Here is a 24,270-nt window from a genome sequence, read left to right as displayed (position 1 = left end):
ACCTCAGCGTCCGTTGGCGCTATATCGGCCCGGCCCGAGCAGGGCCATCGCGATCGCGGAGAACAGGTACATGCCCTGCAGTTCCAAGGCCCAACCACCCGTGTCGCTGAAGTGGCCGAGCTCGCCCATGTGCACGAGCGCGAACGCGAACAGCATGTTGATGGCGACGAACAGCGCGCCGATGCGTGCGTAGAAACCGACGATCAGCATCAGCGGCCCGAGCACTTCGCCGATGAGCACGCCGTAGCCGAGCACGCCCGGCAAACCGTGCGATTCGACCATGCCGACGATGCCGCCCATGCCGCCGCGCAACTTCGCGATGCCGTGCAGCAGGATCAGCACGCCTAACGCGACGCGCAGGATCAGTCGCCCGAGATCGTTCTGGGTGTTCTGGTTCATTGCTCCCCCTGGGATGAATGGTGCGTGCCCGCCCCCACGCCCCTGTCGGGACGAGCCACTTGCCGAGCATAGGCGGCGCCGCGCCTGCTGTCGCGTGCATCGCGCCTGCACGAGCAGGCGGGCAGAGTCGGCCTCGTCGAGGACCGCTGCCCGGGAGTCATGAATGCGCAGCAAGACCCTGAAATTCGGCGAAGGCTTCCGCGTGGCGTTCGAAGTGCGCAAGGCGCAGGCCGCGGAGATGGTGATCCCGCCGGGCGATTCGGAAGGCGGGCCGGATAACCGCCATCGCGGCGCGGACCAATGGCTGTTCGTCGTTGCCGGCAGCGGGCAGGCGATCGTCGAGACCGAAGGGCGCAAGCGCCGCGTCGCGCTCGCGCCGGGCACGCTGCTGGTGATCGAGAAAGGCGAGAAGCACGAAGTGCGCAACACCGGACGCACGCTGCTGCGGACGCTGAACTTCTATTACCCGCCGGCGTTCGCGAAGGACGGCGATCCGAAGGGGCCGGGGAAGAAGTAGACGATAGGGAAACAAGAAGCGGGAAACGAAAAGCGGGAAACGAAAAGCGGGAAACGGGAAACGAAAAGCGGGAAACGAAAAGCGGGGGGACAGCGCCTGCTTCGGCTCGCGGGTTTCCGGCCGAACCGAAAGCTGCTCTCCCGTTTCCCGCTTCTTGTTTCCCGTTTCCCGTTCCCCGCTGTATTCAGCGCAACGGCAGCTTCAACGGCCGCCCGTTCCAATCCAGCAGCACGCCGTCCGGCAGGATGTCGGCGACCACCACCGCGCCCAGGTGGTCGCCGATGCGCAACCGCGCGCCATCGATGATGACGAAGCGCTGCGCGGCATCGTCGTTCCACATGTGCATGCTGAGTTTCAGCGCGGGGAGTTGCTTGCGTTCTTCGCCGACGAGGTCGGTGACGCGCGGGGTCGTGTCGATGACGACGGGTGCGGGCCGCGGAGCGGCGGCGGCGATCGGTTCGACGCGCGGCGGCGGCACATCGCGCGCGCCGGCGACGGGCGGGGGTGTTTGCGTCGGGGTGGCGGCGACCTGTGCAGATGCCGCCGGTGCGGATGCGGCCGGCGCGGAGGCGGGCGGTGCGGATGCCGCCAGCGCAGGCGCGGGCGCGGCGACGACGAGCGGGCGTCGCGTCGGCGTCGTGCGTGGCGTCGTCGGCGAGGGTTGCGCGGGCGTCGGTGCGTCGCTCGAAACAGGCGGTGCCTCTGCGATCGGTGCGACCGACAACGGCGCGGGTGATGGATCGCGCAACGCGACCCACAGCACCGCGAGCGCGAGCGCACCCGTCGCCGCGATCCACGGCCAGCGTTGCGGCGCGCGCATCGTCGTCGGCGTCGCGACCTGCGGTTCGGCGAGCAGGTCGGGCACGGCGGCGCGGCGGCGTTCGGCTTCGGATTTGCGCAGCGCTTCGAGGATGAGGGACATGGCGGTCAGTCCAGCGAGGTGCGCAAACGCGGGCCGGGGTCGCGCGCGGCGAGGGCGAGCAGCGTTTCGGGGCCGACGACGCCATCGGTCTCCAGGCCGCGCGATTGCTGGAACGCGCGCACCGCTTCGCGCATCTGCGCATCGAGCACCGCGGGGCCGCGATAGTCGGGCAGGTGCGCGTGCACCCAGTCGACCGCGGGGCCGCGACCATCGGCCGACGTCGTTTCGACGAGCGCTTCCGGGCCGCGCCACGCCGACGCGTACTCGCCGGTCCACGCGCGCTGCAGCGCGACGCGATCGACGTCGACGATGTCCGCGCCGAGTTGCACGCGCGCGCGCACCGCGTCGGCGCCGAGCAGCAGGGCCCAGGTCGACGCGTCGCCCGTCGTGCGCACGCGCAGCAACGCGGGGCGCCCCTGCGCGAACAACTTGTCGAGCGTCGCGGTGCCGCGCAGGCAATACAGGTCCGGTTCGATCGCAGGCGGGCACGCGGAAGCGACCGCGGCATCCGCCTTCGATTGCCATTGCGACAGCAGCGCGGCCCACGCCGGCACGCCGTTCGCATCCATCCCGGCCAGGCGCGCGGCGAAGGCATCGCCGGTCAGCGCGGGCACCGGCTTCGGCTTGAACGGCGACGCGGCGGGCTTGGGTTTCGCAACGACCGGCGCGGGTTGCGTCACCGGCGTGGCCTGCGCATCGACCGGCGACGTGCGCGGCCAGAAGAACCACGCGGCGAACGAGGCGGCGACGAGCGTCGCGGCCGCGGCCCAGCGCCACGGATGCGAGGCGCGCCGCGTGGGCGCGAGCGCTTCGCGCGCGGCGCGATCGATGTCGTTCGCTTCGATCTTCAGCGCATCGTGCGCGTAGCCGCCGAGCAGCGCGCGTTCGGCGATCACGTTGACCAGCCGCGGCACGCCGCCCGAATGTTTGTGGATGCGCGTCAGCGCGCCCGCGCTGAAGGGCGAATGCACGGCGCCGGCCACGCGCATGCGATGGCGCACGTACGCACCGGTTTCCGACGCATCGAGCGGCATCAGGTGATAGCGCGCGGTGATGCGTTGCGCGAGCTGGCGCATGTCGCGGCGCGCGAGGATCTCGCGCAGTTCCGGCTGGCCGAGCAGGATGATCTGCAGCAGCTTCTGCGTGTCGGTCTCGAGGTTGGTCAGCAGCCGCACCTGTTCGAGCGCATCGACGGAGAGGTTCTGCGCCTCGTCGATGATCAGCACGACGCGCAGGCCCTTGGCGTACGCATCCAGCAGGTAGGTGTTGAGCACGTCGACCAGCGCCTTGACGCTGCCGTGCGTGTTCGCGGTGTCGAGGTGGAGTTCCTCGCACAGCGTTTCCAGCAGTTCGATCGCAGTCAGGCGCGGGTTGAGCACCAGCGCGACGCGCGCGTTCTCCGGGAGTTGTTCGAGCAGCAGGCGGCACAGCGTGGTCTTGCCCGTGCCCACCTCGCCGGTGAGTTGCACGAAGCCGCCACCGCCGCCCTGGCCGATCCCGAACAACAGGTGCGCGAGCGCATCCCGGTGGCGCTCGCTGAGGAACACGAAGCGCGGGTCGGGCGTGATCGAGAACGGCGGTTCCCTGAGGGCCCAATGGTCGAGGTACATGGGGCGCAGGGTGACACAAAAGCGGGGATTGGGGATTCGGGATGCGGGATACGTCAGGGCTAGTCGGCGACGCCCTTGGATTCCGCGGCGCACAAGACTTCCGGCTGCGACAGTGGCCTCGGCCTTCCGAGCAGCGGGTGGACGAAGACGGCAGCCAGGATGATGGCCACGCCCGCGTAGAAGGCCGGGGTCAGCTCGCGCTGTTCGCCGAGCAGCAGGATCGCCAGCACGATCGCGTAGACCGGCTCGAGGTTGACCGCCAGCTGCTGCGCGAACGCGCTCATATGGCGCAGGGCCGCCAGCGACAGGGCGAACGGCAGCAGCGTGCACGCGAGCGACAGCACCAGCAGCAGGGCGAGGTCGCGCCCCTGCGGCGGCCTGAATACGTCGCCCGCGAAGGCTTCGCCGACGACGGGCAGCAGCGGCATCAGCGGCGCGAGGAAGGTCAGCGCGACCAGGCCGGCCCCGAGTTCGAGCGCGGTGACGGTGAGCGGATCGCCGTGTTCGACCATCCGCTTGTTGAGCGAGCCGAAGATCGCGACGAGGAACGCGGACACCGCGCCGACCGCGATGCCCACGCGCATCCCCGCCGGCACGCCGCCCACCACCAGCGCGACGCCGGGGAGCACGACGATGCCGAGCACGAGGTCGCGTTTGGAGAACCGCGTGCGCGCCACCCACGGTTCGATCATGGCGACGAACACCGTGCCCAGCGCGATGCACGTCGCGCCCACCGACGCATTCGACAACTTGATCGAGCCGTAGAAGGTCAGCCAGTGCAACGCGACGATCACGCCGATGCCCGCGTACGCGCCCATCAGGCGCCACGACATCGCGCGCAATCCGCGCCACACGACCGGGAACAACAGTAGCGCCGCGACCACGATCAGCAGGCGCCACCACACCAGCGGCAACGCGGCGAGCGAAATCATCTTGCCGAGGATCGCCGTCGCGCCCCACAGCAGGACGCAGAAGTGGATCTGGAGGTAGGCCCTCGAACGCGCGGCACGCGCGTCGGGCGAAAGGGTGTCGGGGGGCATGCCGCTATTATTGCGCCATGTCGATTCCCGCCACCTCCCGCATCGGACCCGTCGGCGCGCGCCTCGCCGGCGCCATCGGCCTGCTCGCCGCGTTGTCGCTCGTCCTGCAAGGCGTCGCGTTGTTCAAGGGGGCGCCGGTCGATGCACCGCCGGTCGTGCCGCTGATGCGGTTCTTTGCGTTGTTCTCGATGCTCGCCGGCGTGACGGTCGCCATCGTCGGGATCGCGGCGGCGTTGCGGCCCGACGGCACGGGGTTCGCGTCGCATCCGGCGTTGCGCGGCGCGGCGGCGTTGTACTCGGCGGTGATCATGGTCGCGTACGGCATGGTGCTGCAGGTGCCGTGGGTCGCATCGGGCGCGCAGTTGTGGGCCGACCTCGGCCTGAACTTCCTCGTGCCGATCGTCTACCTGAGCTGGTGGTTGTGGTGCGTGCCGCACGGCGGGTTGCGGATCCTGCACCTCATCGCCTGGATCGTTCCGCCGGTCGCGCTGCTGCTGTTCTTCGCGCCCGCCGAATTCCGCGTGCCCGCGCTGGTGATCGCGATCGGCATGCTGGTGGTGCTCGTCGATCGCACGCTCGCCGAAGCCCCCGGCCCCGCGCGATGAGCGAAGACTTCCTCGACTACCTGCGCGAGCTGTTCTCGGACTTCGGTCCGATCGACACGCGCGCGATGTTCGGGGGGCACGGCGTGTACTTCGACGGCCGCATCATCGGCGTGGTCATCGACGACGAGATCTACCTGAAAGCGGACGACGAAACGCGCGCCGCGTTCGAAGCCGCGGGATGCGCGCCGTTCGTCTACCACTCGCGCGGGAAGACCGTCGCGATGTCGTACTGGTCGCTGCCCGCGGAGGCGATGGATTCGCCGCAGGCGTTCGAGCCGTGGGCGCGGCGCGCGAACGAAGCGGCGTTGCGGAAACCCTTGGGCAGGAAGAGGGGACGCAAGAGCGGGAATGGGGAATAGGGAATAGGGAAGTGCAGCTGCGACGAGGCTGATGCATCCAACAGCCGAGGACCGGTTTGCCGCATCAGTCGATCGGCACCGACAACAGCCAGTCCACGAACACCTGCGCCGCAGGCCGCAACCGCCGGTGCGCGGGCCAGACGATGTGGTAACTCCAGCGCGCCGGCAGGCGCGGGCCGGGCAGGGCGACGAGGCGACCGTCCGCGAGATACGGCACGACCACGCGTTCGCGCGCGAGCGCCGCGCCGAGGCCGTTCGCTGCGGCGATGAGCGCATCGGTGGTGTCGCTGAAGCTGTAGCGCTCGTCGAGGTTCGCGCCATGCACGTCGGCGAAGCGGAACCAGTCGTGCCAGCCCTGGCGCGCGTGGTCGATGATCAGCGGCACGCGCGCGATGTCGGCGGCGACCTCGATCGCATCGAATCCCACCATGCGCGGCGACGCCACCGGGAACAACGTCTCGTCCATCAACCGATGCGACGCCAGCCCCGGCCAATGCCCGGGCCCATGGCGGATCCCGAGATCCGGACCGCCTTCATCGAAACGCGTCAGTGCACTCTCGGTGTCGAACGACAGTCGGATGCCCGGGTGCTTCGCCGCGAAGTCGGGCAAGCGCGGCATGAGCCACGTGTAGGTCAGCGAGTGCAGGGTGGTGATGCGGACGCGGTGTTCTTCGTCGCGATCGCCGCGTAGGGTGCGCAACGCCCCTTCCATGTCGGCCAGCGCGCTGCCGGAGGCATCCGCGAGGCGCCGCCCCTCCGCGGTCAGCGTGACCCCGCGTGCGTGGCGCTGGAACAGCACCACCCCGAGCCGCGATTCGAGCTTGCGCACGTGGTGGCTCACGGCGCTGGCCGTGAGGTTCAACTCCTCCGCGGCGTGCGCGAAGTTCTGATGGCGCGCGGCCGATTCGAAGGCCGAGAGGGCAGGGAGCCAGTCGGGGCGCAGGACCATGGCGAGCCTCAAATCTGATTTGTGTCTGGCGTCGAAAGTATGCGCTTGTCCGGGCTTTGCATACCCGGACAATGCACGGTCTGCCAGCAATGGCTTTTGAGGCTCCCCGGATGAATACGCTCGCATCCTCCCCCTCCTTCGAAGCGCGCGCTGCGTCCTGGATCACCCCCGCGGAGATCGGACTGCTCGGCGCCGTCTGGGGCGCCTCCTTCTTGTTCATGCGCGTGGCCGCCCCGGAGTTCGGGGCCGCGGCGCTGGTCGACGTGCGCCTGCTGCTCGGCGCGGCCGTGCTGCTGCCGTTCCTGTGGAAGGCGCGCGCGCAGTTCCCGTTGCGCATCTGGCCGAAGCTCGCCCTGATCGGCGCGATCAACTCGGCGGTGCCGTTCGTGTTGTTCGCCTGGGCCGCCCAGCGTTCGCCGGCGGGCGTCGGTGCGATCTGCAACTCGATGACGGTGTTGTTCACCGCGCTGGTCGGCGTGTTGTTCTTCAGCGAGAAGATCAGCTTCCGCCGCGTGATCGCGTTGCTCGTCGGCTTCGCGGGCGCGGTTGTGCTCGCGAGCGGCAAGACCGAGGGCGCGAGCATCGGGTGGGCCGTCGCGGCCGGTACCGGTGCGGCGATCCTCTATGGCATCGGCATCAACCTCGTGCGTCGCCATGTGACGGGGTTGCCGCCTGCGGCGGTCGCCGCGGCGACGCTGAGCATATCGGCGTTGTTGCTGATGCCCTTCGCGATCGCACAGTGGCCGGACCACGCGATCTCGACGAAGGCGTGGGGCGCCGCGGCGGCGCTCGGCGTGATGTGCACCGGCTTCGCGTTCGTCTTCTATTACCGCCTGATCGCCCGCGTCGGGCCGGCGCGCGCGGCGACGACCACTTACCTCGTCCCGCTGTTCGCGGTGCTGTGGGCGTGGATGCTGCTCGGCGAAGCGGTGACCGGCACGATGCTGGCCGCGGGTGCGTTGATCCTCGGCAGCGTGGCCTTCAGCCAGCGCGCGAAGTAAGCAAAAAAGGTCAGAGCAAAAAAGGGGGTCAGAGCACCATTTCCGCGCGGAAATGGTGCTCTGACCCCCTTTTTTGCTCCGCTTTTGCTTCTCAGAACGCGCCGTTCTCGTTCGGCGAGTCCGCCGGGATCTCCTGCCCGACATCCCACAACTCGGCGATGCGATCGTCCTCGAATCGGAAAATGTGCACGACGGCCGCGGGCGGGCTTCCCGGCTTGTGCACGACCTTCGAGTAAGTCGCCACGGTGTTGCCGTCCTCGAGCGTGAGGAACACATCGAGTTGCTTGGTCGGGAACTGGCGCGCGTTCGCGTCCATCGCCTCGAACAACGATGCACCGTCGCCCTTGAAGTACGCGTTGTGATGGCGGAAATCCTTCGTCACCAGCTTCGACGCATCGCTCGCCGCGCGCCCGGCCGCGGCGTGTTCGAGGAAGCGGTGGGCTGTGTCGACTTGCCTGGACGCTTTCATTTCGACGCTCCTTTCAGCAGTTCGATCATCGTCATCGCCGCCGCGGGATTACGTTCCTTGTCCGCGTTGATGAAGAACACGAACACGTCGCGATGCTGCGCGACCGCAGTGGGGCCGCAAAGCTTCGGCAGATCGTCGGGTTCCTCGCCGCGCGACCAGGTGCGCGCGCGCGCGGCCCATTGCTTGAGCGCCGCACGCGGATAACCCGTCGTTTCCTTCGACTTCGCCTGCATCAGGCGTGCGTAGACGAAATCCGCGGTGACGTCGGCGAGCGAGGGCCACTCGGGGGAATCGGTGTAGACGAGCGCTGCGTTCTTCCTGCGGGCGAGGTCGATCAGCGTCGCGTCGACCTTGTTCGCGTCGCGCACTTCCAGCGCGTGCCGCAGGCGCACACCGTTCGCGGTGGCGGGCAGGCCCTCGACGAACGTCGCGAAGTCGTCGCCATCGAGCTTGCGTTCGAATTGCCACAGGATCGCGCCGAGCTTGTCGCCGAGCGTCGACAGGCCGCCGACGAACGCCTCGACCTGGCCGAGCGTGTTCGCCAGCACCTTCGCCTGCACGATGCGCATCGGCGCCTTCGCGGTGAACACGAAGCCGTCAGGGGTTTCGTCGCGCCATCGCGCGTACGTGTCGGGCTTCTGCGCGCTGTAGTAGGTCCCGTTGATCTCGATCGCGCTCAGGCGGCGACTCGCGTATTCGAGTTCGCGTCGCTGCACCAGGCCGTCGGGGTAGAAGGTTTCGCGCCACGGCGCGTAGGTCCACCCGCCCACGCCGACGCGGATGCCGTCGACGGGGCCCGGCGCGACGAGGCCGAGGTCCGCGTCCTTCGAGGCTGCGCGCTTCGATACCGCGTCCTTCGAGGCCGCGCGCTTTGGGGCGGACGTGGCGGCGGTCTTCGTCGCGCGCTTGGTGGCCATCGCGCGAGGGTAGCGCGGCATGACCACCGGGGCATCGACGCGGCGTACACGGCCTTGGATACTGCTGCCTTTCGTCCACGGACCCGATCCGCCATGCATCGATTGCCGACCCGTTCCGCCCTCGGTCTCGCGCTGTGCCTCGCACTTGCGCCGTTGTCATTCGCCGCGCATGCGCAAGCCGTCGCCGCGCAACCGGCCGCGACCACGCAGGCCGAAGACCCGCGCCTGTCCGGTTTCGATGCGCATGTCGAAGCGGTGCGCAAGCAGTTCGACGTGCCCGGCATCGCGGTGGCGATCGTCGAGGACGGCCGCATCGTGTACCAGAAGGGCTTCGGCCCGCGCGAAGTCGGCAAGCCGGCGCAGATCGACGAGAACACGCTGTTCGCGATCGCGTCCAACACCAAGGCCTTCACCGCGACCGCGCTGTCGATGCTCGCCGACGAAGGCAAGCTTTCGCTCGACGATCGCGTGATCGACCACCTGCCGTGGTTCCGCATGAGCGATCCGTACGTGACGCGCGAAATGCGCATCAAGGATCTGCTCTCGCATCGCAGCGGCCTGACGCTCGGCGCGGGCGACCTGCTGTACTGGCCGACCACCACGTACACCACCGAGGAAGTCGCGCGTCGCCTGAAGGACGTGCCGCTCGGGGGTTCGTTCCGCGGCCAGTACGCCTACGACAACATTCTGTTCGGCGTCGCCGAGCTCGTGATCGAAGAGGCGAGCGGGATGTCGTACGAAGACTTCCTGCGCAAGCGCATATTTGCGCCGCTGGGCATGGGCGATACGCGTTTCAACAGCGATCGCCTCGAAGCATCCGACAACGTCGCGACCGGCTACGCGAAGGCCGACTTCAAGGACCTGCAACCGGCGCCGCGCATGACGTGGCACAACGTGTCGGGCGCGGGCGGCATCTATTCGAGCGTCCACGACCTGACGAAGTGGATGAACATGCACCTCGCCGGCGGCACGTACACCGACAAGGATGGCAAAGAGCAACGCCTGGTCAGTGCGAAGCGCCAACAGGGCATGTGGTCGATCGTCACGCCGATCCCGGTGAACGAGCCTTCCGTTGCGGAACTGCGCCCGGGCAAGCCGAATTTCCTCGGCTACGGCGAAGGCTGGCAACTCTCCGATTACCGCGGCAACAAGCTCGTGTGGCACACCGGCGGCTGGCCCGGCATGGTGTCGCGCCTCACGCTCGTGCCCGACAGGAAGCTCGGCGTGATCGTGCTCACCAGCCAGGAAGTCGGCGCGGCGTTCAACGCGGTGACGATGCAGGCGCTCGACGCGATGCTCGAAGCGCCGAAGCACGACTGGCTCGGCGCGTACGCGAAGGCCGTTGCGAAGTCCGAAGCCGGCGCTGACGAAGATTGGCAGAAGCACCTCGCCGCGCGCGCGAAGAACGCGCCGCCGTCGCTGCCGCTCGCCTCGTACGCCGGCACGTTCCGCGATCCGTGGTACGGCGATGTCGTGATCTCGAACGAGAACGGCAAGCTCGTCATGCGCTTCAGCAAGACGGCCGACCTGGTCGGCACGATGGAGCCATGGCAGCACGACACCTTCATCGTGCGCTGGCACCAGCGCTGGCTCAACGCGGACGCGTTCGTGAACTTCAACCTCGATGCCGATGGCAAGATCGAGGAAGTGCGGATGGAGCCGGTGTCGCCGCTGACGGATTTCAGTTTCGACTTCCAGGATTTGCGACTGGAGAAGAAATAACAGCGGGAAACGGGAAACAAAAGGCGGGAAACGGGAATATGACCTTCACTTCGGCCGATACACCATCGGCCGAAGCGAAGGTTTCGCTCCCGTTTCCCGCTCCTTGTTTCCCGTTTCCCCGCATTGTCCGTTACTGAATCGATTCCTCCAGCATCAACTGCCGCACGAAGCGCACCGGCGGTGCGCCGAAGCTCAGCACCTTGTCGTGGAATTCCTTCGCGTCGAAGTTCGCGCCCTGCTTTGCTTCCCACGCGCGGCGCAGGTCCAGGTGTTCCTGCACGCCGACGAAGTAGGTCGGCAACTGCGCCGACGTCAGCTGCGCGCGCACCCACTTGCCCGCGGCTTCGCGTTCCTGCTGGAAGGTCTGGCGCGTCATCAGGTCCATCGCCTGTTCGCGCGACCAGTTGTCGACGTGCACGCCCTGGTCGAGGATCGCGTTGCCGATCGTGCGCAGGTAGAACTTCAGTTGCACGAGGCGGAAGAGCGGATCGTTGTTCAAGTATCCCGCGTCGGCCATCAGCTTTTCCGTGTAGACGCCCCAGCCTTCGGCGAACAGGCCCGAGCGCAGCACGCCGCGCAGCACGTTCTTGTTCTCCGCCGAATGCGCGCCTTCCAGGTAATGGCCCGGCACGCCTTCGTGGATCGACAGCAGGTGGATCATGCGGTTGTTGTATTCGCGCAGGAAGGATTCCACCTGCGCGTCGGTCCAGTCGTCGGGGATCGGCGAGATCGCGTAGTAGGTATCCAGGCCCTTGTCGAGCGGGCCGGGCGAATCGGCGTACGCGACCGACACGCCGCGCTGGAACTCCGGCATCAGGATGATCTTCACCGGCGTGTCGGGCACGGTGACGAGTTGCTTCTCGCGCGTGAACTTGGTGGCTTCGGCGAGCGTCTGCTTCGCGAAGTCGACGACGTCCTCGCGCTTCGGGCGTTCGGCGTAGGCGAGTTCGAGCGCGGCTTCGATCGCCTTCTGCTGTTCTTCGTCGCTCGGCTGCTCCGGCATCGCCGGTGCGTTCGGCTTGTCCTTCAACACCTGCTGCGCGATCGCGTACATGTCCTTGCGCACGCGCGCGAGTTCGGACTCGGCGCGCTGCTTGATCTCCGCGCGCGAGAGCGACGACATCAGTGCGAACTGCAGCTTCTCGTCGTACAGCTTCTGGCCGATGCGGAAGTCGCCCTTCGCGTTCGGCACCAGCGTTTCGTCGAGCCACTTCTGATGTTCGGCGACGGCCTTGCGCAGGCCTTCGATCGCGGCGTCGAGTTGCTTGCGATCCTCGCCCTGCAATTGGTCGGCGACCGGCACGATGAACTGGTCGACGACGCCGACGACGCCGGCGTTCTGCTTCGCCACGGTTTCGGCGTGGATGCGCGGCACGCGCGCGGGGTCGAGGTTCTCGCGCATCTGCGTCAGCAGCGCGGGGATCTTCTGCATGCGCGCGGTCGCCGACTTCAGGCGGCCGGGCATCGGCGCGAACTCGCGCGCCATCAGGTTGTACAGCGCACCGCCGGCGAGGCTGTTGTAGACCTGCGGGTCCCACGCCCACGACTGGTAGGTTTCGACGTTCCAGATGTCGCCGCGCACCTGGTTGCGCAGGATCAGCAGGTCGACCTGCTTCTCGCGCGAGAGTGTCTTCGCGTCGATCGCATCGATGTCGGCCAGCAGCTTCTTGTTGAAGTCGAGCTGCGCCTGACGGCCCGCGGCCGAGAGGTCGTCGAGCTGCGCATCGAAGCGATGGTCGCCCATCTGCGTCGCGCTGACCGGGTTCAGGCGCATCCATTCGTCGAGCCAGCGCTTGGTGATCGCATCGAATGTCGCGTCGGCCTGTTGCGTCGACGCGGTGGTCGCGGCGGCGCCCTCGGCGGCGGGCGTGGTCGGCGCCTGGCCCTGGCAGGCGGCGAGGGTGGCGGTGAGCAGGGCGGCGGCGAGCAGGCTGTGGCGCATGACGGTGGGCCGGGTGGGATGGAGGGTCGAGGATACGGGGAGGCGCGGGAGGTTGCATGGGGTGGAGCAATTACGGGAAACGGGAAACGGGAAACGGGAGATCGGCTTCGCGGCAACGCGGAGTATGCGAGCCGAAGATCCCGCGATCGCGCTTCCCGAAAAACCGAACGCCGATCTTTGGCCCGCGCGTCGCGCCGCCCATCGCACGACGAATATCCCGTTTCCCGTTTCCCGTTTCCCGCTTCCCGTTTCCCCATTTGATACCCTCCCACCGCCACCCCGGGGACCCCTCCATGCATCGATTGCTCGCTGTCGTCGTCTTGTGCGCCGCATCAGCCCTTGCGCCCGCGTTTGCGGCTTGCCCGCCGGACGGGCAGACGCGTGAATCGCTGGAAGGCCTGAAGGTGTTGAAGTGGACCGTGCCCGACGCCGCGGAGCGGCAGGTGCTCGCGGAGCACCTCATCGATTGCCTCGGCGATCCGGATCCGGCGATGCGCGACGGCATCGCCTATGAAGCGCTCGCGCACTGGATGCGCGCGGATGCCTTCGACGAGCTCGCGATGCGTTCGTTGCGCGACAAGTTGTTTGCGGCGTTGCAGGCCGACGATCCCGACGGCTTCCGCCGTCCGTTCGCCGCGCTCGTGTTGTCGGAAGTCGCGCGCACCGATCGCGTGAAGCCGTGGATGACGCCGGAGGAACGCGGTGCGATGGTCGAAGCGGCGTCGCGCTACATGGCGTCGATCGATGATTACCGCGGCTTCGACGACCAGGCAGGTTGGCGGCACGGCGTCGCGCACGGAAGCGATTGGTTGATGCAGCTCGCGATGAATCCGGCGCTCGATCGCGGACAACTGGATCGAATTCTCGCCGCCGTCGCGACACAAGTGGTGCCGTCGGCGCCGCACGCGTACGTGTTCGGCGAACCGGGACGTCTCGCGCGCCCGGTGTTGTTCATCGCCAAGCGCGGCCTGCACACGCCGGCGGAGTGGGAAGCGTGGATGACGTCGTTCGCGCCGAAGCTCGGCGAGGCGAAGCTCGCGTATGTCGACGAAGGCTGGCTCGCGCGGCGCCACGATCTGCTCGCGTTCCTCACTGCGCTTTATCTCGAAGCGGATCGCAGCGACGATCCGCAACTGCAGGCGATCGAGCCGGCGATCGTGGCGGGGTTGAAAACGGTGCCATAGTTTCGCGAAACGTCGTGCGCGTCGTGCGGCGCGCGCTGATCGTCGTTCGCGCACCGCTCCGGAAAATGCGCTGCTCCATCAACTCGGAGCATCGCAATGAAAACGTTGATCCAAATCGCGGCATTGGCCTGCGCGCTGGCGACACCCGGCCTCGCACTGGCGGGAATGGAATGCTTCACGGATCGCAAGGTCACGGCGGTCAACATCGGCTACGTCGACATGCCATTCGGCGCCGATGGCGGTGACGCGGTGTACTTCACGCTGGACAACGGCAACACGTACCCGCTCAACACCGGCTTCAACCTCGACTGGCCGCGCGGCCAGGCCCTGCATCGCACGCTGTTGGCGGCGATGACGCAACGCTTCAAGGTCACCGGCTACGACCATTATGGTTATGGCGGGACGTGCGACGACATCGACGAGATCCTGGTCAAGCCGTAAGGAATGCGGAGATCGTCATGCGTCTGGTTCTTTCGTCATGGGCGGCTGCGGCCGTCGCAATGCTTCTCTGCGCGTTCCCTGCATTCGCCGATCCCATCCTGATCGTCTACCGCGCCGATACGCGACCGCCCGACACGGTTTTCGCGAGCGGCTTCAGCGGTCGCGGCGCCAACATGGACGTTCTCGCGCACACGCTCGGAGGTTCCTGCGAAGAGACCAACCTGCTGCGCGCTTCGCAGTGGGTCAGTATGTCGGCGATGAGCGAGGAGGCATTGGGTTTCGCCAACCTTCTGCTCGTCGACCGGCCCTATGGCGAGGAACATCGGGTTTGGATGTATGCGATTCGCCCCGATCTGAATTACTTCGTCGTGCCTTCGATGCTGACCCAGGTGGCGGAGGCGGGCGATGCGGGTTTGCATGGCTACACACCGCAACACGCAGACATCATCGATCAACTCCTGCGCACCACGTTGCTGGCCGTCGAGGCGGAAGTGCTGACGCACCACGTCGCATCCACCAACATCATCAACGCAAGGCCAGTCTGGCTCGACGATGACGGCCAGGTCCAGGTCGGCGCCGCCCAGCCGAACCCGAACTACGTGGACATGGATACGACGGCGGTGACGAATGTCGGAAACCTCAACGCGTTCGTGCCGCCCGCGTCGATCCGCCTCGATCTGCTCGACGACAACGGCGCGTCGTCGGGTTCGGGTTCGGAAGACGATCAGTGTTCGATGACCTGCGACGGAGCAACGACTGCGTCCAGCTTCTCCGTCGCGCAGACCGCCATCGTTTCGAAGGCGTGCAACGTGCCGAAGCGCGCGTCGCCGGCCGTGCTCGACATCATCCTCGGCTACTGATCCCCGCTGCGAGAATCCCATGCTTAGTACGTTCGCCAAGTGGGCGGCTGCGGCCGCCGCATCGATGTTCTTCGCGTTTCCCGCGCACGCCGATCCGATCCTGCTCGTCTATCGCGCCGACACGCGGCCGCCGCACGTCGTCTTCCAGGGCATCAGCGGGCGGGGCTCGCGCATGGACCTGCTCGCGCACACGCTCGGCGGCGCCTGCGATGAAACCGACCCCGCGCGTGCTTCGATGTGGGTGAGCACGTCGGCCGAGCGCCAGGAAGCCGTGGGTTTCATCTACGACCACATCGCCCAATTGTCCGGCGGCGCGCGGATGTGGGTTTACACGATCCGACCTGACGTGACCTATTTCTACGTGCCTTCGATCCTGAACCAGGTGGCGGACGCCGGAGAGAGGAACCTGCATGGCTATACGCCGCAACATGCCGACGTGATCGATCACCTGCTTCGCAACTCGCGGATCGTCGGCGAAGCCGAAGTGCTGACCCACCACGTCGCTTCCGCCAACATCATCAACGCGACGCCGGTCTGGTTCGGTGCCAACGGGATCGAGCAGGGCGCCACCGAACCGAATCCGAACTACGTCGACCTGACCACTTTCGCGGTGAGCGAGGTCGACAATCTGGCGGCGTTCGTGCCGCCTGCGTCCATCCGGCTCGACTTGCTCGGGAACAACGGTGGTCCCTCGACAAGCGACCAGTGCGCGATGACGTGCGACGGCGCGAGTTCAGCCTCGAGCTTCAGTGCGACGCAGCCCGCGTCGTTGTCGCTGACATGCGACATCCCGAAGCGCGCATCGCCGGCGGTGCTCGACATCATCCTCGGGTATTGATCGCCACACGCGAAGGCGCGGTGTCTCAGTCCTCGTCCTCGTCGAATTCGGCGAGGACATCCAGGTCGAACGCGAGCGCTTCCACCGTCTCGCGCACCTTGCGTGCAGTGGCTTCGTTCGGCGCCTCGATCTCGACGTCATGCACGTCGCTGCCGCCACGCAGGTCGCTGAGCCCGGCCGAACTCGAATCGGCGTCGTCCATGTGCGGCATCAGGTCCGCCACTTCCTCGACGTGCTCGATGCCGTCGAGGCTTTGCAGCAGGTTGATGATCGCGCGCGCGTCGTCTTCGCTTCCGGTGACACGCAGTCGCATCGTAGGCATGGGGCTCTCGATCGGCAGGGGGACTGCCGATGAGGCTAGGGAGCGGAAAGCTAATTCGGCGTGACGATCTTCCGGACCGGCAGCGGCACGTTGCACAGATCGATGTGACCGGCCGGCCGCTTGTACCATTCATCGCGACGATTGCGGCGCGACTCGACGACGGTTTCGAAGGTCTTGCTGTCCGTGCGCAGCAACTCGATCTGCGTGCGTTCGGCTTCCGGCACCTGGCTCGCGAGCTTCGCGGTGATCGGCACGTATTGCTTCGGGTCTTCGTAGAAGCCGAGTGCGCCGGTGCCGCGCGGCAGCACGCTCAGCAGTTCGATGCCCTGCACGACGCGACCGACGAGGGTGATGTTGCGATCGAGCATGCGCGGCGACTGGCCCGTCACCGCATACAGCGAGGTGCCGTCGCTGCTGTCGGCGGCGACGTCGCGGCCCGCGCCGACCATCCCGTAGCAATGCGCGAGCCACGCGGTGTCGGTGCGCGGATCGCGCGCGGCGGGGAAGCCTTCGGAGAATCCGACTTCCGGCGCCCAGCCGTCGCTGTCGGGCAAGCGCACGAACGGCACGCCGGTCGCCTTGCGTTCGAATTCGGCGGGCAGCTTCGGCTTCGCGCTGCCGATCGGCTTCTTGGTCTGCGACTTGTCGTCGTCGGTCGGATCGCCCCACTGCGCGACGTAGTTGTCCTGCGAACGAATGACGGACAGGCCGTCCCAGTAGCTTTCCTTCGCGAGCGTGCGGATGTTCGCCACGTGCTCGGGCGCGAACGTCGGCGCGAGTTCGATCACCACGCGGCCCGCGGGCACCTGCAGGTACAACGTGCGATCGGGATCGAGCGTGCGCCAGTCCGACTTCGGCGATGCATCGAGGATCTCCTGCATCGACGGCACCTTGGCCGGTTCCTCCGCGGCGAACGCGGAGGCGGTGGTCAGTGCGAGGGCGACGGCGAAGGCGAGCGGCCTGGGCGACATGCGGAACGACTCCGGGTGGACGTTCCGCCGAGTCTAGCCCACGTTACTGCTGCAACTCGCGCAGGACCACCGAGGGCGGCACGTCGACGACGCGTCGCGTCGCGACCAGGCCGGTCACGAGCGCGGCAATCAGGCCGAGCCCGCCGCCGACCGCCGCGAGTGTCCAGTTCGGTTCCCACGGCAGGCCGAACACGCGCACCGACACCACGCCTGCGAGCACCGACGCCGCGATCGCCGCGACCAGCCCCGACAGCAACCCGATCGCCGCGAACTCCGACGCCTGCGCGAACCGCAACTGCCTGCGGCTCCCGCCCAGCACGCGCATCACGCCGCCTTCGAGCAAGCGTTCGTCCTGGCTCGCGCTGATCGCGGCGAGCAACACGAGGATGCCTGCGGCGAGCGAGAACCAGAACACGACCTGCACCACCACAGACACCTGGTCGGCCGTGTCGCGCACTTGCGCGAGCGTGGCTTCGACGTCGATGACCGAGAGGTTGGGGAATCGTTCGACCAGTTCCGCGGTGAAGCGCGGCTGCGACTTCGGCACGCTGACCGCGGTGATCCAGCTCGCGGGGTAATCGTCGAGCGCGCCCTTCGATGCGACGACGAAGAAGTTGGGGCGGAAGCTATCCCAGCTCACTTCGCGCAACGAGGTGACGCGCGCGTCGAAGCGTTGGCCGGCGATGTCGAACGTGACGCGGTCGCCGATTTTCCAGCCGAGCGATTCGGCGAACTTCTGCTCGACCGAGATCTCGGGCGTCGCGGGCTTCGCGTCGCCGAACCACTTGCCTTCGACGACGCGATTGTCTTCGCGCAACTCGCCGTTGAAAGAGAGGTTGAACTCGCGTTCGGCGCGACGCTGCATCCGTGAGTCGTCGGGGTAGTTCTTCGCGCTGACGGGTTCGCCGTTGTGTTCGAGCAGGCGCGCGCGGACCATCGGGAACAGCGTGGGCGATGCGAGTCCGCGCGTTTCGATGAACCCGCGCACGGGCTTCAGCTGATCCTGCTGCACGTTGATGATGAAACGGTTCGGCGCGTTTTCCTCCAGGGACAACTGCCAGCGATCGAGAAGGTCGGTGCGCACGAAGGTGAGCAGCAGCAGGGCCATCAGGCCTAGGCCCAGCGCCGACACCTGCGCGACCGCGGTGCCCGCACGCCGCCCGACGTTCGCCAGCCCATAACGCAGGCTGCCGCGCAGGCGCGTGCGCACCGCACGCACGACGACGATCAGCAACCACGCGAGGAACGCGAGCACCGCGAGCGTGCCCGCGATGCCGCCGAGCATCGCGCTGGCCAACGCCGGCGACTCGGCCTTCCACCACAACAACGCGGCCAGCCCTGTGAATGCGGCGACTCCGACGATCCAGGCACTCGGTTCGGTCGGATCGAGATCGCGGCGCAACACGCGCAGCGCCGGCACGCGCCGCAGCGCGAGCACCGGCGGCGCACCGAAGGCGAGCAGCACGATCAGGCCGACCGCATAGCCCTGCACCGCGGGCAGCACGCCCGCGGCGGGAATCGCGATCTGCAGCGTGCGCGCGAGCCATTCGCCGATCGCCCATTGCAGCGCGAACGAAATCGCGACACCGACCGTGCACGCGATCAAGCCGAGCCACAGCAACTCGCCGAGGTGCACCACGACGAGGGTGCGCTGCTGCGCACCGAGGCAACGCATCACCGCGCTGCCGTCGAGGTGGCGCGCGCTGTGGCGACGCGCGGCCATCGCGACCGCGATCGACGCGAGGATCACCGACACGAGCGCGGCGAGGCCGAGGAACCGGCCCGCGCGATCCAGCGCCGAGCGCATTTCCGGTCGTGCATCCTCGATCGTTTCGATGCGCTGCCCGCGGCCGCGTTGTTCGCGCGCGACCTCGAGGAAACCCGCGACCGCCGGCGCGTCGCCGGCGACCACGAGGCGATAGCGCACGCGGCTGCCTTCCTGGATCAACCCCGTCGACGGCACATCGTCGACATGGATCGCCACGCGCGGCGCGGTGTTGAAGTAGTCGAACGCCGCGTCGGGTTCCTGCACGACGAGCGCGGCGAGCTTGAACTTCGCGTCGCCGATCGAGAGCGTGTCGCCGGGTTTCGCATCGAGCGTCTGCGCACCGGCGACGCTCATCCACGCGGTGCCGCGCGCGGGGCCACCCTGCACACTGCGTTCGGGGCCGCCGAGTCGATCCGTGATCCTGAACGCGCCGCGCAACGGGAAGTGGTTGTCGAGCGCGCGCAGTTCACCCAGCTGCAGCTGTTCGCCGACGCGCAGCATGCTGCGCATCTCGATGGTTTCGGCGCGTTGCAGGCCGCGCGCGTTGGCTGCATCGCGCACCGCGCCGGTGATCGGCGTGTCGGCGCGAACGACCGCGTCGCCGCCGAGCAGGCGATTGGCTTCCTGCGCGAGCGCACGCCCCGCGCGATCGGTGACGAAACCGACCGACGTGATCGCGACCACCGCGAGCACGAGCGCGACGAACAGGATGCGCACGTCGCCCGACACGAAGTCGCGGCGCAACTGCCGCCATGCGAGGACCAGGGGATTCATCGGCAGGACCTCAGGCGACGCGACGGCCGCTGTCGAGGCGGATCTGGTGGCCGCAGCGCGCGGCGAGGTGTTCGTCGTGCGTCACAAGCACCAGCGTCGTGCCCGCGTCGGCGTTGAGCGAGAAGAGCAGGTCGATGATCGCCTGGCCGGTGTGCGTGTCGAGGTTGCCGGTGGGTTCGTCGGCGAACAGCAGCGCAGGATCGGTGACGAACGCGCGCGCGAGCGCGACGCGCTGTTGTTCGCCGCCCGACAGTTGCCGCGGGTAATGGCCGAGGCGCGCGCCGAGGCCGACCTTTTCCAGGATGCGGCGCGCGGGCGTGGCCGCGTCCGCATCGCCGCGCAGTTCGAGCGGCAGCATCACGTTTTCGAGCGCGGTCAATGTCGGCAGCAGCTGGAAGCTCTGGAAGACGAACCCGACCTTTTCGCCGCGCACGCGGGCGCGGCCGTCCTCGTCGAGCGTCGACAGTGGCGCGCCATCGATCAGCACCGTGCCGGTGGTGGGCGTATCGAGGCCCGCGAGCAGCGACAGCAGCGTGCTCTTGCCCGAACCGGAGGCGCCGACGATCGCCACCGCGTCGCCGCGTTCGATCGCGAAGGACACGTCCTCGAGGATCGTCAGCTCGCCGTCGGGGAGCGCGACGCGCTTGCCGAGGCCCGCGACATCGAGGGCAGGGGCGGTCGCGGTGGAGGCGGGGGCGAGCGCGAGGCTTTCAGCGCGCAGTACGACGGAATCGGCCATGCTGTGTTCGAACCTGCGGGGGATATCGATGTTCAGGACTTATGCGGGACGCAACGACATGAATCAATGGGTCATTGGTCGCGGGCGCGTCTTCGCCCGCGTATTTGCGACGTTGTTGCTGTGCCTGGCGGTGCTGGCGCCGGCCGTGGCCGCGACGCCGGCGAAGACCTCCGCGAAGGAAACCCCGCGCACCGTGCTCGTCATGGGCGATTCGCTGTCGGCGGCCTATGGCCTGTCGGCATCGCAGGGCTGGGTCGCGTTGACCGCCGCGCGCATCGCGAAGGACGCGCCCGCCTGGCGCGTCGTGAACGCGAGCATCAGCGGCGAAACCACGGCCGGTGGCGCGGCGCGCATCGACGGCGAACTCAAGCGCGTGAAGCCGAAGCTCGTCGTCATCGCGCTCGGCGCGAACGACGGCCTGCGTGGCCTGCCGATGCAACAGGCGAAGGCGAACCTCGATCGCATGATCCGCAACTCGCAGGCGGCGGGCGCGAAGGTCATGCTCATCGGCATGCAGATCCCGCCGAACTACGGGCGCGAGTACACGCAGGCGTTCGAAGGGAACTTCGCCGCGCTCGCCAAGCAATACAAGCTCGCGTACGTGCCGTTCCTGCTCGAGCCCATCGCCCGCGACCGCGCGAATTTCCAGGACGACAACCTGCACCCGGTCGCCGCGGCGCAGCCGAAGATCCGCGACCACGTGTGGAAGACGCTGGGGCCGTTGCTGAAGTAGCGCGTCGTCATGCGGCGCGGGCGCGGAACCATTCCGCGAGCGCGGCTTCGGTGATCTGCCCTGCGGCTGCAAGCTCGACCGTTCGGACGGCATCCGCCTTGTCGAACGACAGGCGCGCGCCGTTATCGGCGAGGAAAAGGCGCGCGGCGATCCACGCGGTGCGCTTGTTGCCATCGACGAAACCGTGGTTGCGCAGGATGCCCCACGCGTAGGAAGCCGCGAGGTCGAAGACGTCGGGTTGGCCATATTCGGCCAGCGTGCGCGGGCGCGCGATCGCCGCTTCGACAGCGCCTTCGTCCCGCGTTCCGTCGAGTCCGCCGTGCTCGGCCAGTTGCCGGGCGTGGATCGCGAAAATCACCTGTGGCGCCAACCAGCGCCAAGGCGTCACTTCGCGAGGGCCCGCAGCACGTCCTTGTCGTCGTGCATGATTTCTTCGGCCAGCGCCATCTGACGCGCGAACTCGGGATCGTAGGGCGTCAGCAAAACGCCTGAGGGCGTTTCGGTCAGGTAGAGCGTGTCGCCTTTCTTCGCACGCAGCAGTGCCTGCGCTTCCTTGTTGAGGATCACGCCGACCGACGAACCGACGGTGGTGACTTTCAGGGAAACCATGGCGACCTCGCGCAGGACTATATAACGTTCGTTATATTGCGACGGGTGGGGGGCTGCGTCAAATCGCGCTCAGTCGAACCCATGACTAGCGGCACATACACTAGACCGAAGATCGCACTAGTCTGCCCTTCAACCTAGTGGACCCCGGCTGCGATGGACACCCCCGACCGCGACGCCCTCGACCAAGCCCTGCGCAAGTTCCAGCGGGAACTGAGCGCCGGGACCGTCGCGCTCGCGCTGCTGGCCGTGCTGGCCACGGCGCCGGGCCCGATGTACGGCTACCAGATCGCCAAGACACTGGAACGCAGCGGCGAAGGCGTGCTCAGCGGCAAGCAGAGCGCGCTGTACCCGGTGCTGCGCAATCTCGAAGGCGCGGGCTTCCTCGCCAGCCATGTCGAACCCTCCGTCTCCGGGCCGCCGCGCCGCTACTACGCGATCACGACGTCCGGCCGCACCGCACTTTCCGAGTGGGCCGCCGCCTGGCGAGCGACCCGCACTTCCGTCGACTCCGTCCTCGAAGGGCTCCTGCCATGAACGCGCCTTCCAACAGCACCGTGCTGCCGCGCTCGATCCCCGAATATCTCGACCAGTTGCGCGCCGCGCTCGCGGGGGCGGATCCCGCGCTCGTGCAGGACGCGCTGTACGACGCCGAGGAATACCTGCGTTCGGAACTCTCCGAGCGTCCCGACACGCCCGAGGCCGAAGTCATCGCATCGGTCGCCGGCAGCTACGGCGCGCCGCACGAAGTCGCGGAGATCTATCGCGACACCGAAGTGCGCGTGCAGACCGCGTTGCGCGCGCCGAAGCCCGTGCAGCGCGAGAGCGCGCTCGGCAAGTTCTTCGGCGTCGCCGCCGATCCGCGCACCTACGGCGCGTTGTTCTATTCGATCCTCGCGCTCGCGACGGGCATCTTCTACTTCACGTGGGTCGTCGTCGGCCTGTCGCTGTCGGCGGGCTTCGCGGTGCTGGTGATCGGCATTCCCTTCGTGATCCTGTTCCTCGGCTCGGTGCGCGTGTTGTCGCTCGTCGAAGGACGGATCGTCGAAGCGATGCTCGGCCAGCGCATGCCGCGCCGTCCGCTTTATTCGGCGCGCGGCAAGGGCTGGATGGAACGGATCAAGGACATGTTCATCGATCCGCGCACGTGGTCGACGGTGCTGTACATGCTCGCGATGCTGCCGCTCGGCATCCTGTACTTCACGCTCGCCGTATCGCTGATGACGACGGCGCTCGCGTGCATCGCAGCGCCCGTGCTGCTCGGATTCGGCGCGTTCGACAACTGGTACGTCGACGGTTACTGGATCGGCCCGTTCACGTTGAACAACTTCGAGGTGTCGCAAGGCCTGGGCGGCTGGTGGGAATACCCGATCGTGTTCGCCTTCGGCATCGCGCTGCTGTTCGGCACGATGCACCTGATGCGCGGCATCGGCCACCTCCATGGCCAGTTCGCGAAGCACCTGCTGGTCAAGTCTTCGCAATACGCTTGACGCCGATGCTCGCGGAACCTCAGAACGGTTTCGCGAGCACCAGGAACACGATCCCGATCAGCAGGAACACCGGGATCTCGTTGAACCAGCGCAGTGCCTTGGAGGAGGGCAACGGCTTGCCCTTCTCCACGCCCTTCAGCCAGCGACCCGAAACGGTGTAGTGCACGAGCATCAACGCGACGAGCGCCAGCTTCGCGTGCAGCCATCCGCCCGACATGTGGAAGTGCAACCACAGCACGAGACCGAACACGAAGGCGAAGCCGAACATCATGTGCCCGAACTTGTACAGGCGCCGGCCCATCAGCACGAGGCGCGCGCGCACCGCGGGTTCGTCGCCCGCTTCGGCGAGGTTGACGAGGATGCGCGGCAGGTAGAACACGCCGCCCATCCAGGCCATCACGAAGACGAGGTGGGCGGTCTTGGTCCAGAAGTAGGCCATCGGGAACTCGATGTGAGCGGGGCGATGCTTGGTAGCATCGCACGATGGAGAAACGATACGACCAGGAATACTTCGACCGCTGGTACCGCCGCGGCGGCATCGGCGACCGCGCACGCCTGGCGCGCAAGGTGGCCCTCGCGGTCGCGGCGGCGGAATACCACCTCGAGCGCCCGATCAAGACCGTGCTCGACATCGGCGCCGGCGAAGCCGCTTGGCGCGCGCCGTTGCTCAAGTTGCGGCCGGGCGTGCAGTACCTCGCGTTCGATTCGAGCGAATATGCGGTCGCGCGCTACGGGCGCAGCCGCAATCTCCACTTCGCGCGCTTCGGCGATTTCGAACACCTGCGACCGACGGCGCCGGTGGACCTGCTGATCTGCAGCGACGTGCTGCATTACCTCTCCGCACGCGAGCTCGATCGCGGCCTGCCGGGCCTGGCCGAGTTGTGCGGCGGCATGGCGTTCCTCGAGACCTTCGCGCGCGAAGATCGTGCGGTCGGCGACGAGCACGACTTCCAGCAGCGGCCCGCGTCGTTCTATCGCAAACGCTTCGAGGCCCTGGGCTTCGCGCAGGCCGGTTCGCACCTGTGGTTGTCGCCCGCGTTGAAGGAGCGGGCGACGGCGCTGGAGATCGCGTAAGCGTCGAAGCGTCGAGCG

The 24,270-nt window shown here is 67.5% G+C and carries 28 protein-coding genes; 13 read left to right on the top strand and 15 right to left on the bottom strand.

Translation table 11 applies throughout. The features are described 5' to 3' along the window. Nucleotides 1–3 precede the first annotated feature (3 nt). Nucleotides 4–399, bottom strand: a complete 396-nt coding sequence (locus tag LK996_RS03995; RefSeq protein ID WP_230525856.1) for a DoxX family protein — start codon at nt 397–399, stop codon at nt 4–6. A gap of 163 nt (nt 400–562) precedes the next feature. Between LK996_RS03995 and LK996_RS03990 the strand changes: the two genes are divergently transcribed. Further along, nucleotides 563–916 (top strand): cupin domain-containing protein, encoded by a 354-nt coding sequence (locus LK996_RS03990; RefSeq protein WP_230525855.1) that lies wholly within the window; start codon nt 563–565, stop codon nt 914–916. Between the two features lie 184 nt (nt 917–1,100). Here LK996_RS03990 and LK996_RS03985 read toward each other — a convergent pair whose 3' ends face one another. From LK996_RS03985 to LK996_RS03975, 3 genes are read right to left on the bottom strand one after another with little or no spacing between them, the layout of a single operon-like run. After that, nucleotides 1,101–1,838, bottom strand: coding sequence for a general secretion pathway protein GspB (locus LK996_RS03985; protein ID WP_230525854.1), 738 nt, complete (start codon nt 1,836–1,838; stop codon nt 1,101–1,103). A gap of 5 nt (nt 1,839–1,843) precedes the next feature. Then, the gene (locus LK996_RS03980) at nt 1,844–3,448 is read right to left on the bottom strand and encodes an AAA family ATPase (protein ID WP_230525853.1); all 1,605 of its coding nucleotides are present in this window, start codon (nt 3,446–3,448) and stop codon (nt 1,844–1,846) included. 59 nt (nt 3,449–3,507) lie between these two features. Beyond that, nucleotides 3,508–4,488 carry a DMT family transporter gene (locus tag LK996_RS03975; RefSeq protein ID WP_230525852.1) on the bottom strand — a complete coding sequence of 327 codons (981 nt, stop codon included), beginning with the start codon at nt 4,486–4,488 and terminating at the stop codon, nt 3,508–3,510. Nucleotides 4,489–4,505: 17 nt separating this feature from the next. Here LK996_RS03975 and LK996_RS03970 point away from each other — a divergent pair, with 17 nt between their 5' ends. Together LK996_RS03970 and LK996_RS03965 are read left to right on the top strand one after the other, a co-directional pair. Further along, nucleotides 4,506–5,093 carry a Pr6Pr family membrane protein gene (locus tag LK996_RS03970; RefSeq protein ID WP_230525851.1) on the top strand — a complete coding sequence of 196 codons (588 nt, stop codon included), beginning with the start codon at nt 4,506–4,508 and terminating at the stop codon, nt 5,091–5,093. Then, entirely contained in the window at nt 5,090–5,452 is a 363-nt protein-coding gene (locus LK996_RS03965; protein ID WP_230525850.1) for a TfoX/Sxy family protein, read from the top strand. The genes LK996_RS03970 and LK996_RS03965 overlap by 4 nt, the downstream gene beginning before the upstream one ends. 64 nt (nt 5,453–5,516) lie before the next feature. Here LK996_RS03965 and LK996_RS03960 read toward each other — a convergent pair whose 3' ends face one another. Further along, entirely contained in the window at nt 5,517–6,401 is an 885-nt protein-coding gene (locus tag LK996_RS03960; protein WP_230525849.1) for a LysR substrate-binding domain-containing protein, read from the bottom strand. Nucleotides 6,402–6,511: 110 nt separating this feature from the next. On the opposite strand from LK996_RS03960, the gene LK996_RS03955 reads away from it, so the two are divergent. Then, a complete protein-coding gene (locus LK996_RS03955; RefSeq protein WP_230525848.1) occupies nt 6,512–7,402 on the top strand; it encodes a DMT family transporter in 891 nt (296 codons plus the stop codon). Between the two features lie 91 nt (nt 7,403–7,493). Here the strand turns inward: LK996_RS03955 and LK996_RS03950 are convergent, their stop codons facing one another. Both LK996_RS03950 and LK996_RS03945 read right to left on the bottom strand, forming a co-directional pair. Next, a complete protein-coding gene (locus tag LK996_RS03950) occupies nt 7,494–7,871 on the bottom strand; it encodes a nuclear transport factor 2 family protein (RefSeq protein WP_230525847.1) in 378 nt (125 codons plus the stop codon). After that, nucleotides 7,868–8,788: a DUF72 domain-containing protein gene (locus tag LK996_RS03945; RefSeq protein WP_230525846.1), complete on the bottom strand. Its 921-nt coding sequence runs from the start codon at nt 8,786–8,788 to the stop codon at nt 7,868–7,870. The genes LK996_RS03950 and LK996_RS03945 overlap by 4 nt, the downstream gene beginning before the upstream one ends. Nucleotides 8,789–8,881: 93 nt before the next feature. On the opposite strand from LK996_RS03945, the gene LK996_RS03940 reads away from it, so the two are divergent. Continuing rightward, nucleotides 8,882–10,510: a serine hydrolase gene (locus LK996_RS03940; RefSeq protein ID WP_230525845.1), complete on the top strand. Its 1,629-nt coding sequence runs from the start codon at nt 8,882–8,884 to the stop codon at nt 10,508–10,510. A gap of 130 nt (nt 10,511–10,640) precedes the next feature. Here LK996_RS03940 and LK996_RS03935 read toward each other — a convergent pair whose 3' ends face one another. Beyond that, complete coding sequence (locus LK996_RS03935; protein WP_230525844.1) at nt 10,641–12,452, bottom strand: DUF885 domain-containing protein; 1,812 nt, start codon at nt 12,450–12,452, stop codon at nt 10,641–10,643. A 293-nt stretch (nt 12,453–12,745) separates the two neighbouring features. Between LK996_RS03935 and LK996_RS03930 the strand changes: the two genes are divergently transcribed. The 4 genes from LK996_RS03930 (at nt 12,746) to LK996_RS03915 (ending at nt 15,775) form a co-directional block, all read left to right on the top strand. Continuing rightward, complete coding sequence (locus tag LK996_RS03930) at nt 12,746–13,636, top strand: DUF2785 domain-containing protein (protein ID WP_230525843.1); 891 nt, start codon at nt 12,746–12,748, stop codon at nt 13,634–13,636. A 96-nt stretch (nt 13,637–13,732) separates the two neighbouring features. Further along, a complete protein-coding gene (locus LK996_RS03925; RefSeq protein WP_230525842.1) occupies nt 13,733–14,077 on the top strand; it encodes a hypothetical protein in 345 nt (114 codons plus the stop codon). Beyond that, the gene (locus LK996_RS03920; RefSeq protein WP_230525841.1) at nt 14,041–14,937 is read left to right on the top strand and encodes a hypothetical protein; all 897 of its coding nucleotides are present in this window, start codon (nt 14,041–14,043) and stop codon (nt 14,935–14,937) included. Before LK996_RS03925 ends, LK996_RS03920 begins: the two co-directional genes overlap by 37 nt. A gap of 19 nt (nt 14,938–14,956) precedes the next feature. Next, the gene (locus LK996_RS03915) at nt 14,957–15,775 is read left to right on the top strand and encodes a hypothetical protein (RefSeq protein WP_230525840.1); all 819 of its coding nucleotides are present in this window, start codon (nt 14,957–14,959) and stop codon (nt 15,773–15,775) included. A 25-nt stretch (nt 15,776–15,800) separates the two neighbouring features. Here LK996_RS03915 and LK996_RS03910 read toward each other — a convergent pair whose 3' ends face one another. The 4 genes from LK996_RS03910 to LK996_RS03895 are packed head-to-tail and all read right to left on the bottom strand — an operon-like array spanning nt 15,801 to nt 20,349. Beyond that, on the bottom strand, nt 15,801–16,097 hold the full coding sequence (locus LK996_RS03910; RefSeq protein ID WP_230525839.1) for a hypothetical protein: 297 nt from the start codon (nt 16,095–16,097) through the stop codon (nt 15,801–15,803). A 50-nt stretch (nt 16,098–16,147) separates the two neighbouring features. Beyond that, nucleotides 16,148–17,068 carry a peptidylprolyl isomerase gene (locus LK996_RS03905; RefSeq protein WP_425493701.1) on the bottom strand — a complete coding sequence of 307 codons (921 nt, stop codon included), beginning with the start codon at nt 17,066–17,068 and terminating at the stop codon, nt 16,148–16,150. A 43-nt stretch (nt 17,069–17,111) separates the two neighbouring features. Beyond that, nucleotides 17,112–19,610: an ABC transporter permease gene (locus tag LK996_RS03900; protein ID WP_230525838.1), complete on the bottom strand. Its 2,499-nt coding sequence runs from the start codon at nt 19,608–19,610 to the stop codon at nt 17,112–17,114. A gap of 10 nt (nt 19,611–19,620) precedes the next feature. After that, nucleotides 19,621–20,349, bottom strand: a complete 729-nt coding sequence (locus tag LK996_RS03895; protein ID WP_230525837.1) for an ABC transporter ATP-binding protein — start codon at nt 20,347–20,349, stop codon at nt 19,621–19,623. 58 nt (nt 20,350–20,407) lie between these two features. On the opposite strand from LK996_RS03895, the gene LK996_RS03890 reads away from it, so the two are divergent. Continuing rightward, nucleotides 20,408–21,082 (top strand): arylesterase, encoded by a 675-nt coding sequence (locus LK996_RS03890; protein ID WP_230526826.1) that lies wholly within the window; start codon nt 20,408–20,410, stop codon nt 21,080–21,082. Between the two features lie 7 nt (nt 21,083–21,089). On the opposite strand, the gene LK996_RS03885 is transcribed toward LK996_RS03890, so the two are convergent. Together LK996_RS03885 and LK996_RS03880 are read right to left on the bottom strand one after the other, a co-directional pair. Beyond that, on the bottom strand, nt 21,090–21,470 hold the full coding sequence (locus tag LK996_RS03885) for a type II toxin-antitoxin system death-on-curing family toxin (RefSeq protein WP_230525836.1): 381 nt from the start codon (nt 21,468–21,470) through the stop codon (nt 21,090–21,092). After that, complete coding sequence (locus tag LK996_RS03880) at nt 21,467–21,691, bottom strand: AbrB/MazE/SpoVT family DNA-binding domain-containing protein (RefSeq protein ID WP_230525835.1); 225 nt, start codon at nt 21,689–21,691, stop codon at nt 21,467–21,469. Before LK996_RS03880 ends, LK996_RS03885 begins: the two co-directional genes overlap by 4 nt. 153 nt (nt 21,692–21,844) lie before the next feature. Between LK996_RS03880 and LK996_RS03875 the strand changes: the two genes are divergently transcribed. Next, on the top strand, nt 21,845–22,225 hold the full coding sequence (locus tag LK996_RS03875) for a PadR family transcriptional regulator (RefSeq protein ID WP_230525834.1): 381 nt from the start codon (nt 21,845–21,847) through the stop codon (nt 22,223–22,225). Beyond that, on the top strand, nt 22,222–23,178 hold the full coding sequence (locus tag LK996_RS03870) for a sensor domain-containing protein (RefSeq protein WP_230525833.1): 957 nt from the start codon (nt 22,222–22,224) through the stop codon (nt 23,176–23,178). The genes LK996_RS03875 and LK996_RS03870 overlap by 4 nt, the downstream gene beginning before the upstream one ends. Nucleotides 23,179–23,197: 19 nt before the next feature. Here the strand turns inward: LK996_RS03870 and LK996_RS03865 are convergent, their stop codons facing one another. Continuing rightward, entirely contained in the window at nt 23,198–23,617 is a 420-nt protein-coding gene (locus LK996_RS03865) for a CopD family protein (RefSeq protein WP_230525832.1), read from the bottom strand. Between the two features lie 44 nt (nt 23,618–23,661). Here LK996_RS03865 and LK996_RS03860 point away from each other — a divergent pair, with 44 nt between their 5' ends. Next, the gene (locus tag LK996_RS03860; protein WP_230525831.1) at nt 23,662–24,252 is read left to right on the top strand and encodes a class I SAM-dependent methyltransferase; all 591 of its coding nucleotides are present in this window, start codon (nt 23,662–23,664) and stop codon (nt 24,250–24,252) included. Nucleotides 24,253–24,270: the final 18 nt, after the last annotated feature.

Origin of the sequence: Noviluteimonas lactosilytica (assembly GCF_020866925.1) — a bacterium.
Lineage (GTDB): Bacteria > Pseudomonadota > Gammaproteobacteria > Xanthomonadales > Xanthomonadaceae > Noviluteimonas > Noviluteimonas lactosilytica.
The sequence above is the reverse complement of the archived record's forward strand: the minus strand, read 5'-3'. Positions and strand labels throughout refer to the sequence as shown.

Coding starts and splice junctions, on each gene's coding strand:
- LK996_RS03995 (WP_230525856.1), bottom strand. CDS start 399: ATGAACCAGAACACCCAGAACGATCTCGGGCGACTGATCCTGCGCGTC.
- LK996_RS03990 (WP_230525855.1), top strand. CDS start 563: ATGCGCAGCAAGACCCTGAAATTCGGCGAAGGCTTCCGCGTGGCGTTC.
- LK996_RS03985 (WP_230525854.1), bottom strand. CDS start 1,838: ATGTCCCTCATCCTCGAAGCGCTGCGCAAATCCGAAGCCGAACGCCGC.
- LK996_RS03980 (WP_230525853.1), bottom strand. CDS start 3,448: ATGTACCTCGACCATTGGGCCCTCAGGGAACCGCCGTTCTCGATCACG.
- LK996_RS03975 (WP_230525852.1), bottom strand. CDS start 4,488: ATGCCCCCCGACACCCTTTCGCCCGACGCGCGTGCCGCGCGTTCGAGG.
- LK996_RS03970 (WP_230525851.1), top strand. CDS start 4,506: ATGTCGATTCCCGCCACCTCCCGCATCGGACCCGTCGGCGCGCGCCTC.
- LK996_RS03965 (WP_230525850.1), top strand. CDS start 5,090: ATGAGCGAAGACTTCCTCGACTACCTGCGCGAGCTGTTCTCGGACTTC.
- LK996_RS03960 (WP_230525849.1), bottom strand. CDS start 6,401: ATGGTCCTGCGCCCCGACTGGCTCCCTGCCCTCTCGGCCTTCGAATCG.
- LK996_RS03955 (WP_230525848.1), top strand. CDS start 6,512: ATGAATACGCTCGCATCCTCCCCCTCCTTCGAAGCGCGCGCTGCGTCC.
- LK996_RS03950 (WP_230525847.1), bottom strand. CDS start 7,871: ATGAAAGCGTCCAGGCAAGTCGACACAGCCCACCGCTTCCTCGAACAC.
- LK996_RS03945 (WP_230525846.1), bottom strand. CDS start 8,788: ATGGCCACCAAGCGCGCGACGAAGACCGCCGCCACGTCCGCCCCAAAG.
- LK996_RS03940 (WP_230525845.1), top strand. CDS start 8,882: ATGCATCGATTGCCGACCCGTTCCGCCCTCGGTCTCGCGCTGTGCCTC.
- LK996_RS03935 (WP_230525844.1), bottom strand. CDS start 12,452: ATGCGCCACAGCCTGCTCGCCGCCGCCCTGCTCACCGCCACCCTCGCC.
- LK996_RS03930 (WP_230525843.1), top strand. CDS start 12,746: ATGCATCGATTGCTCGCTGTCGTCGTCTTGTGCGCCGCATCAGCCCTT.
- LK996_RS03925 (WP_230525842.1), top strand. CDS start 13,733: ATGAAAACGTTGATCCAAATCGCGGCATTGGCCTGCGCGCTGGCGACA.
- LK996_RS03915 (WP_230525840.1), top strand. CDS start 14,957: ATGCTTAGTACGTTCGCCAAGTGGGCGGCTGCGGCCGCCGCATCGATG.
- LK996_RS03910 (WP_230525839.1), bottom strand. CDS start 16,097: ATGCCTACGATGCGACTGCGTGTCACCGGAAGCGAAGACGACGCGCGC.
- LK996_RS03905 (WP_425493701.1), bottom strand. CDS start 17,068: ATGTCGCCCAGGCCGCTCGCCTTCGCCGTCGCCCTCGCACTGACCACC.
- LK996_RS03900 (WP_230525838.1), bottom strand. CDS start 19,610: ATGAATCCCCTGGTCCTCGCATGGCGGCAGTTGCGCCGCGACTTCGTG.
- LK996_RS03895 (WP_230525837.1), bottom strand. CDS start 20,349: ATGGCCGATTCCGTCGTACTGCGCGCTGAAAGCCTCGCGCTCGCCCCC.
- LK996_RS03890 (WP_230526826.1), top strand. CDS start 20,408: ATGAATCAATGGGTCATTGGTCGCGGGCGCGTCTTCGCCCGCGTATTT.
- LK996_RS03880 (WP_230525835.1), bottom strand. CDS start 21,691: ATGGTTTCCCTGAAAGTCACCACCGTCGGTTCGTCGGTCGGCGTGATC.
- LK996_RS03875 (WP_230525834.1), top strand. CDS start 21,845: ATGGACACCCCCGACCGCGACGCCCTCGACCAAGCCCTGCGCAAGTTC.
- LK996_RS03870 (WP_230525833.1), top strand. CDS start 22,222: ATGAACGCGCCTTCCAACAGCACCGTGCTGCCGCGCTCGATCCCCGAA.
- LK996_RS03865 (WP_230525832.1), bottom strand. CDS start 23,617: ATGGCCTACTTCTGGACCAAGACCGCCCACCTCGTCTTCGTGATGGCC.
- LK996_RS03860 (WP_230525831.1), top strand. CDS start 23,662: ATGGAGAAACGATACGACCAGGAATACTTCGACCGCTGGTACCGCCGC.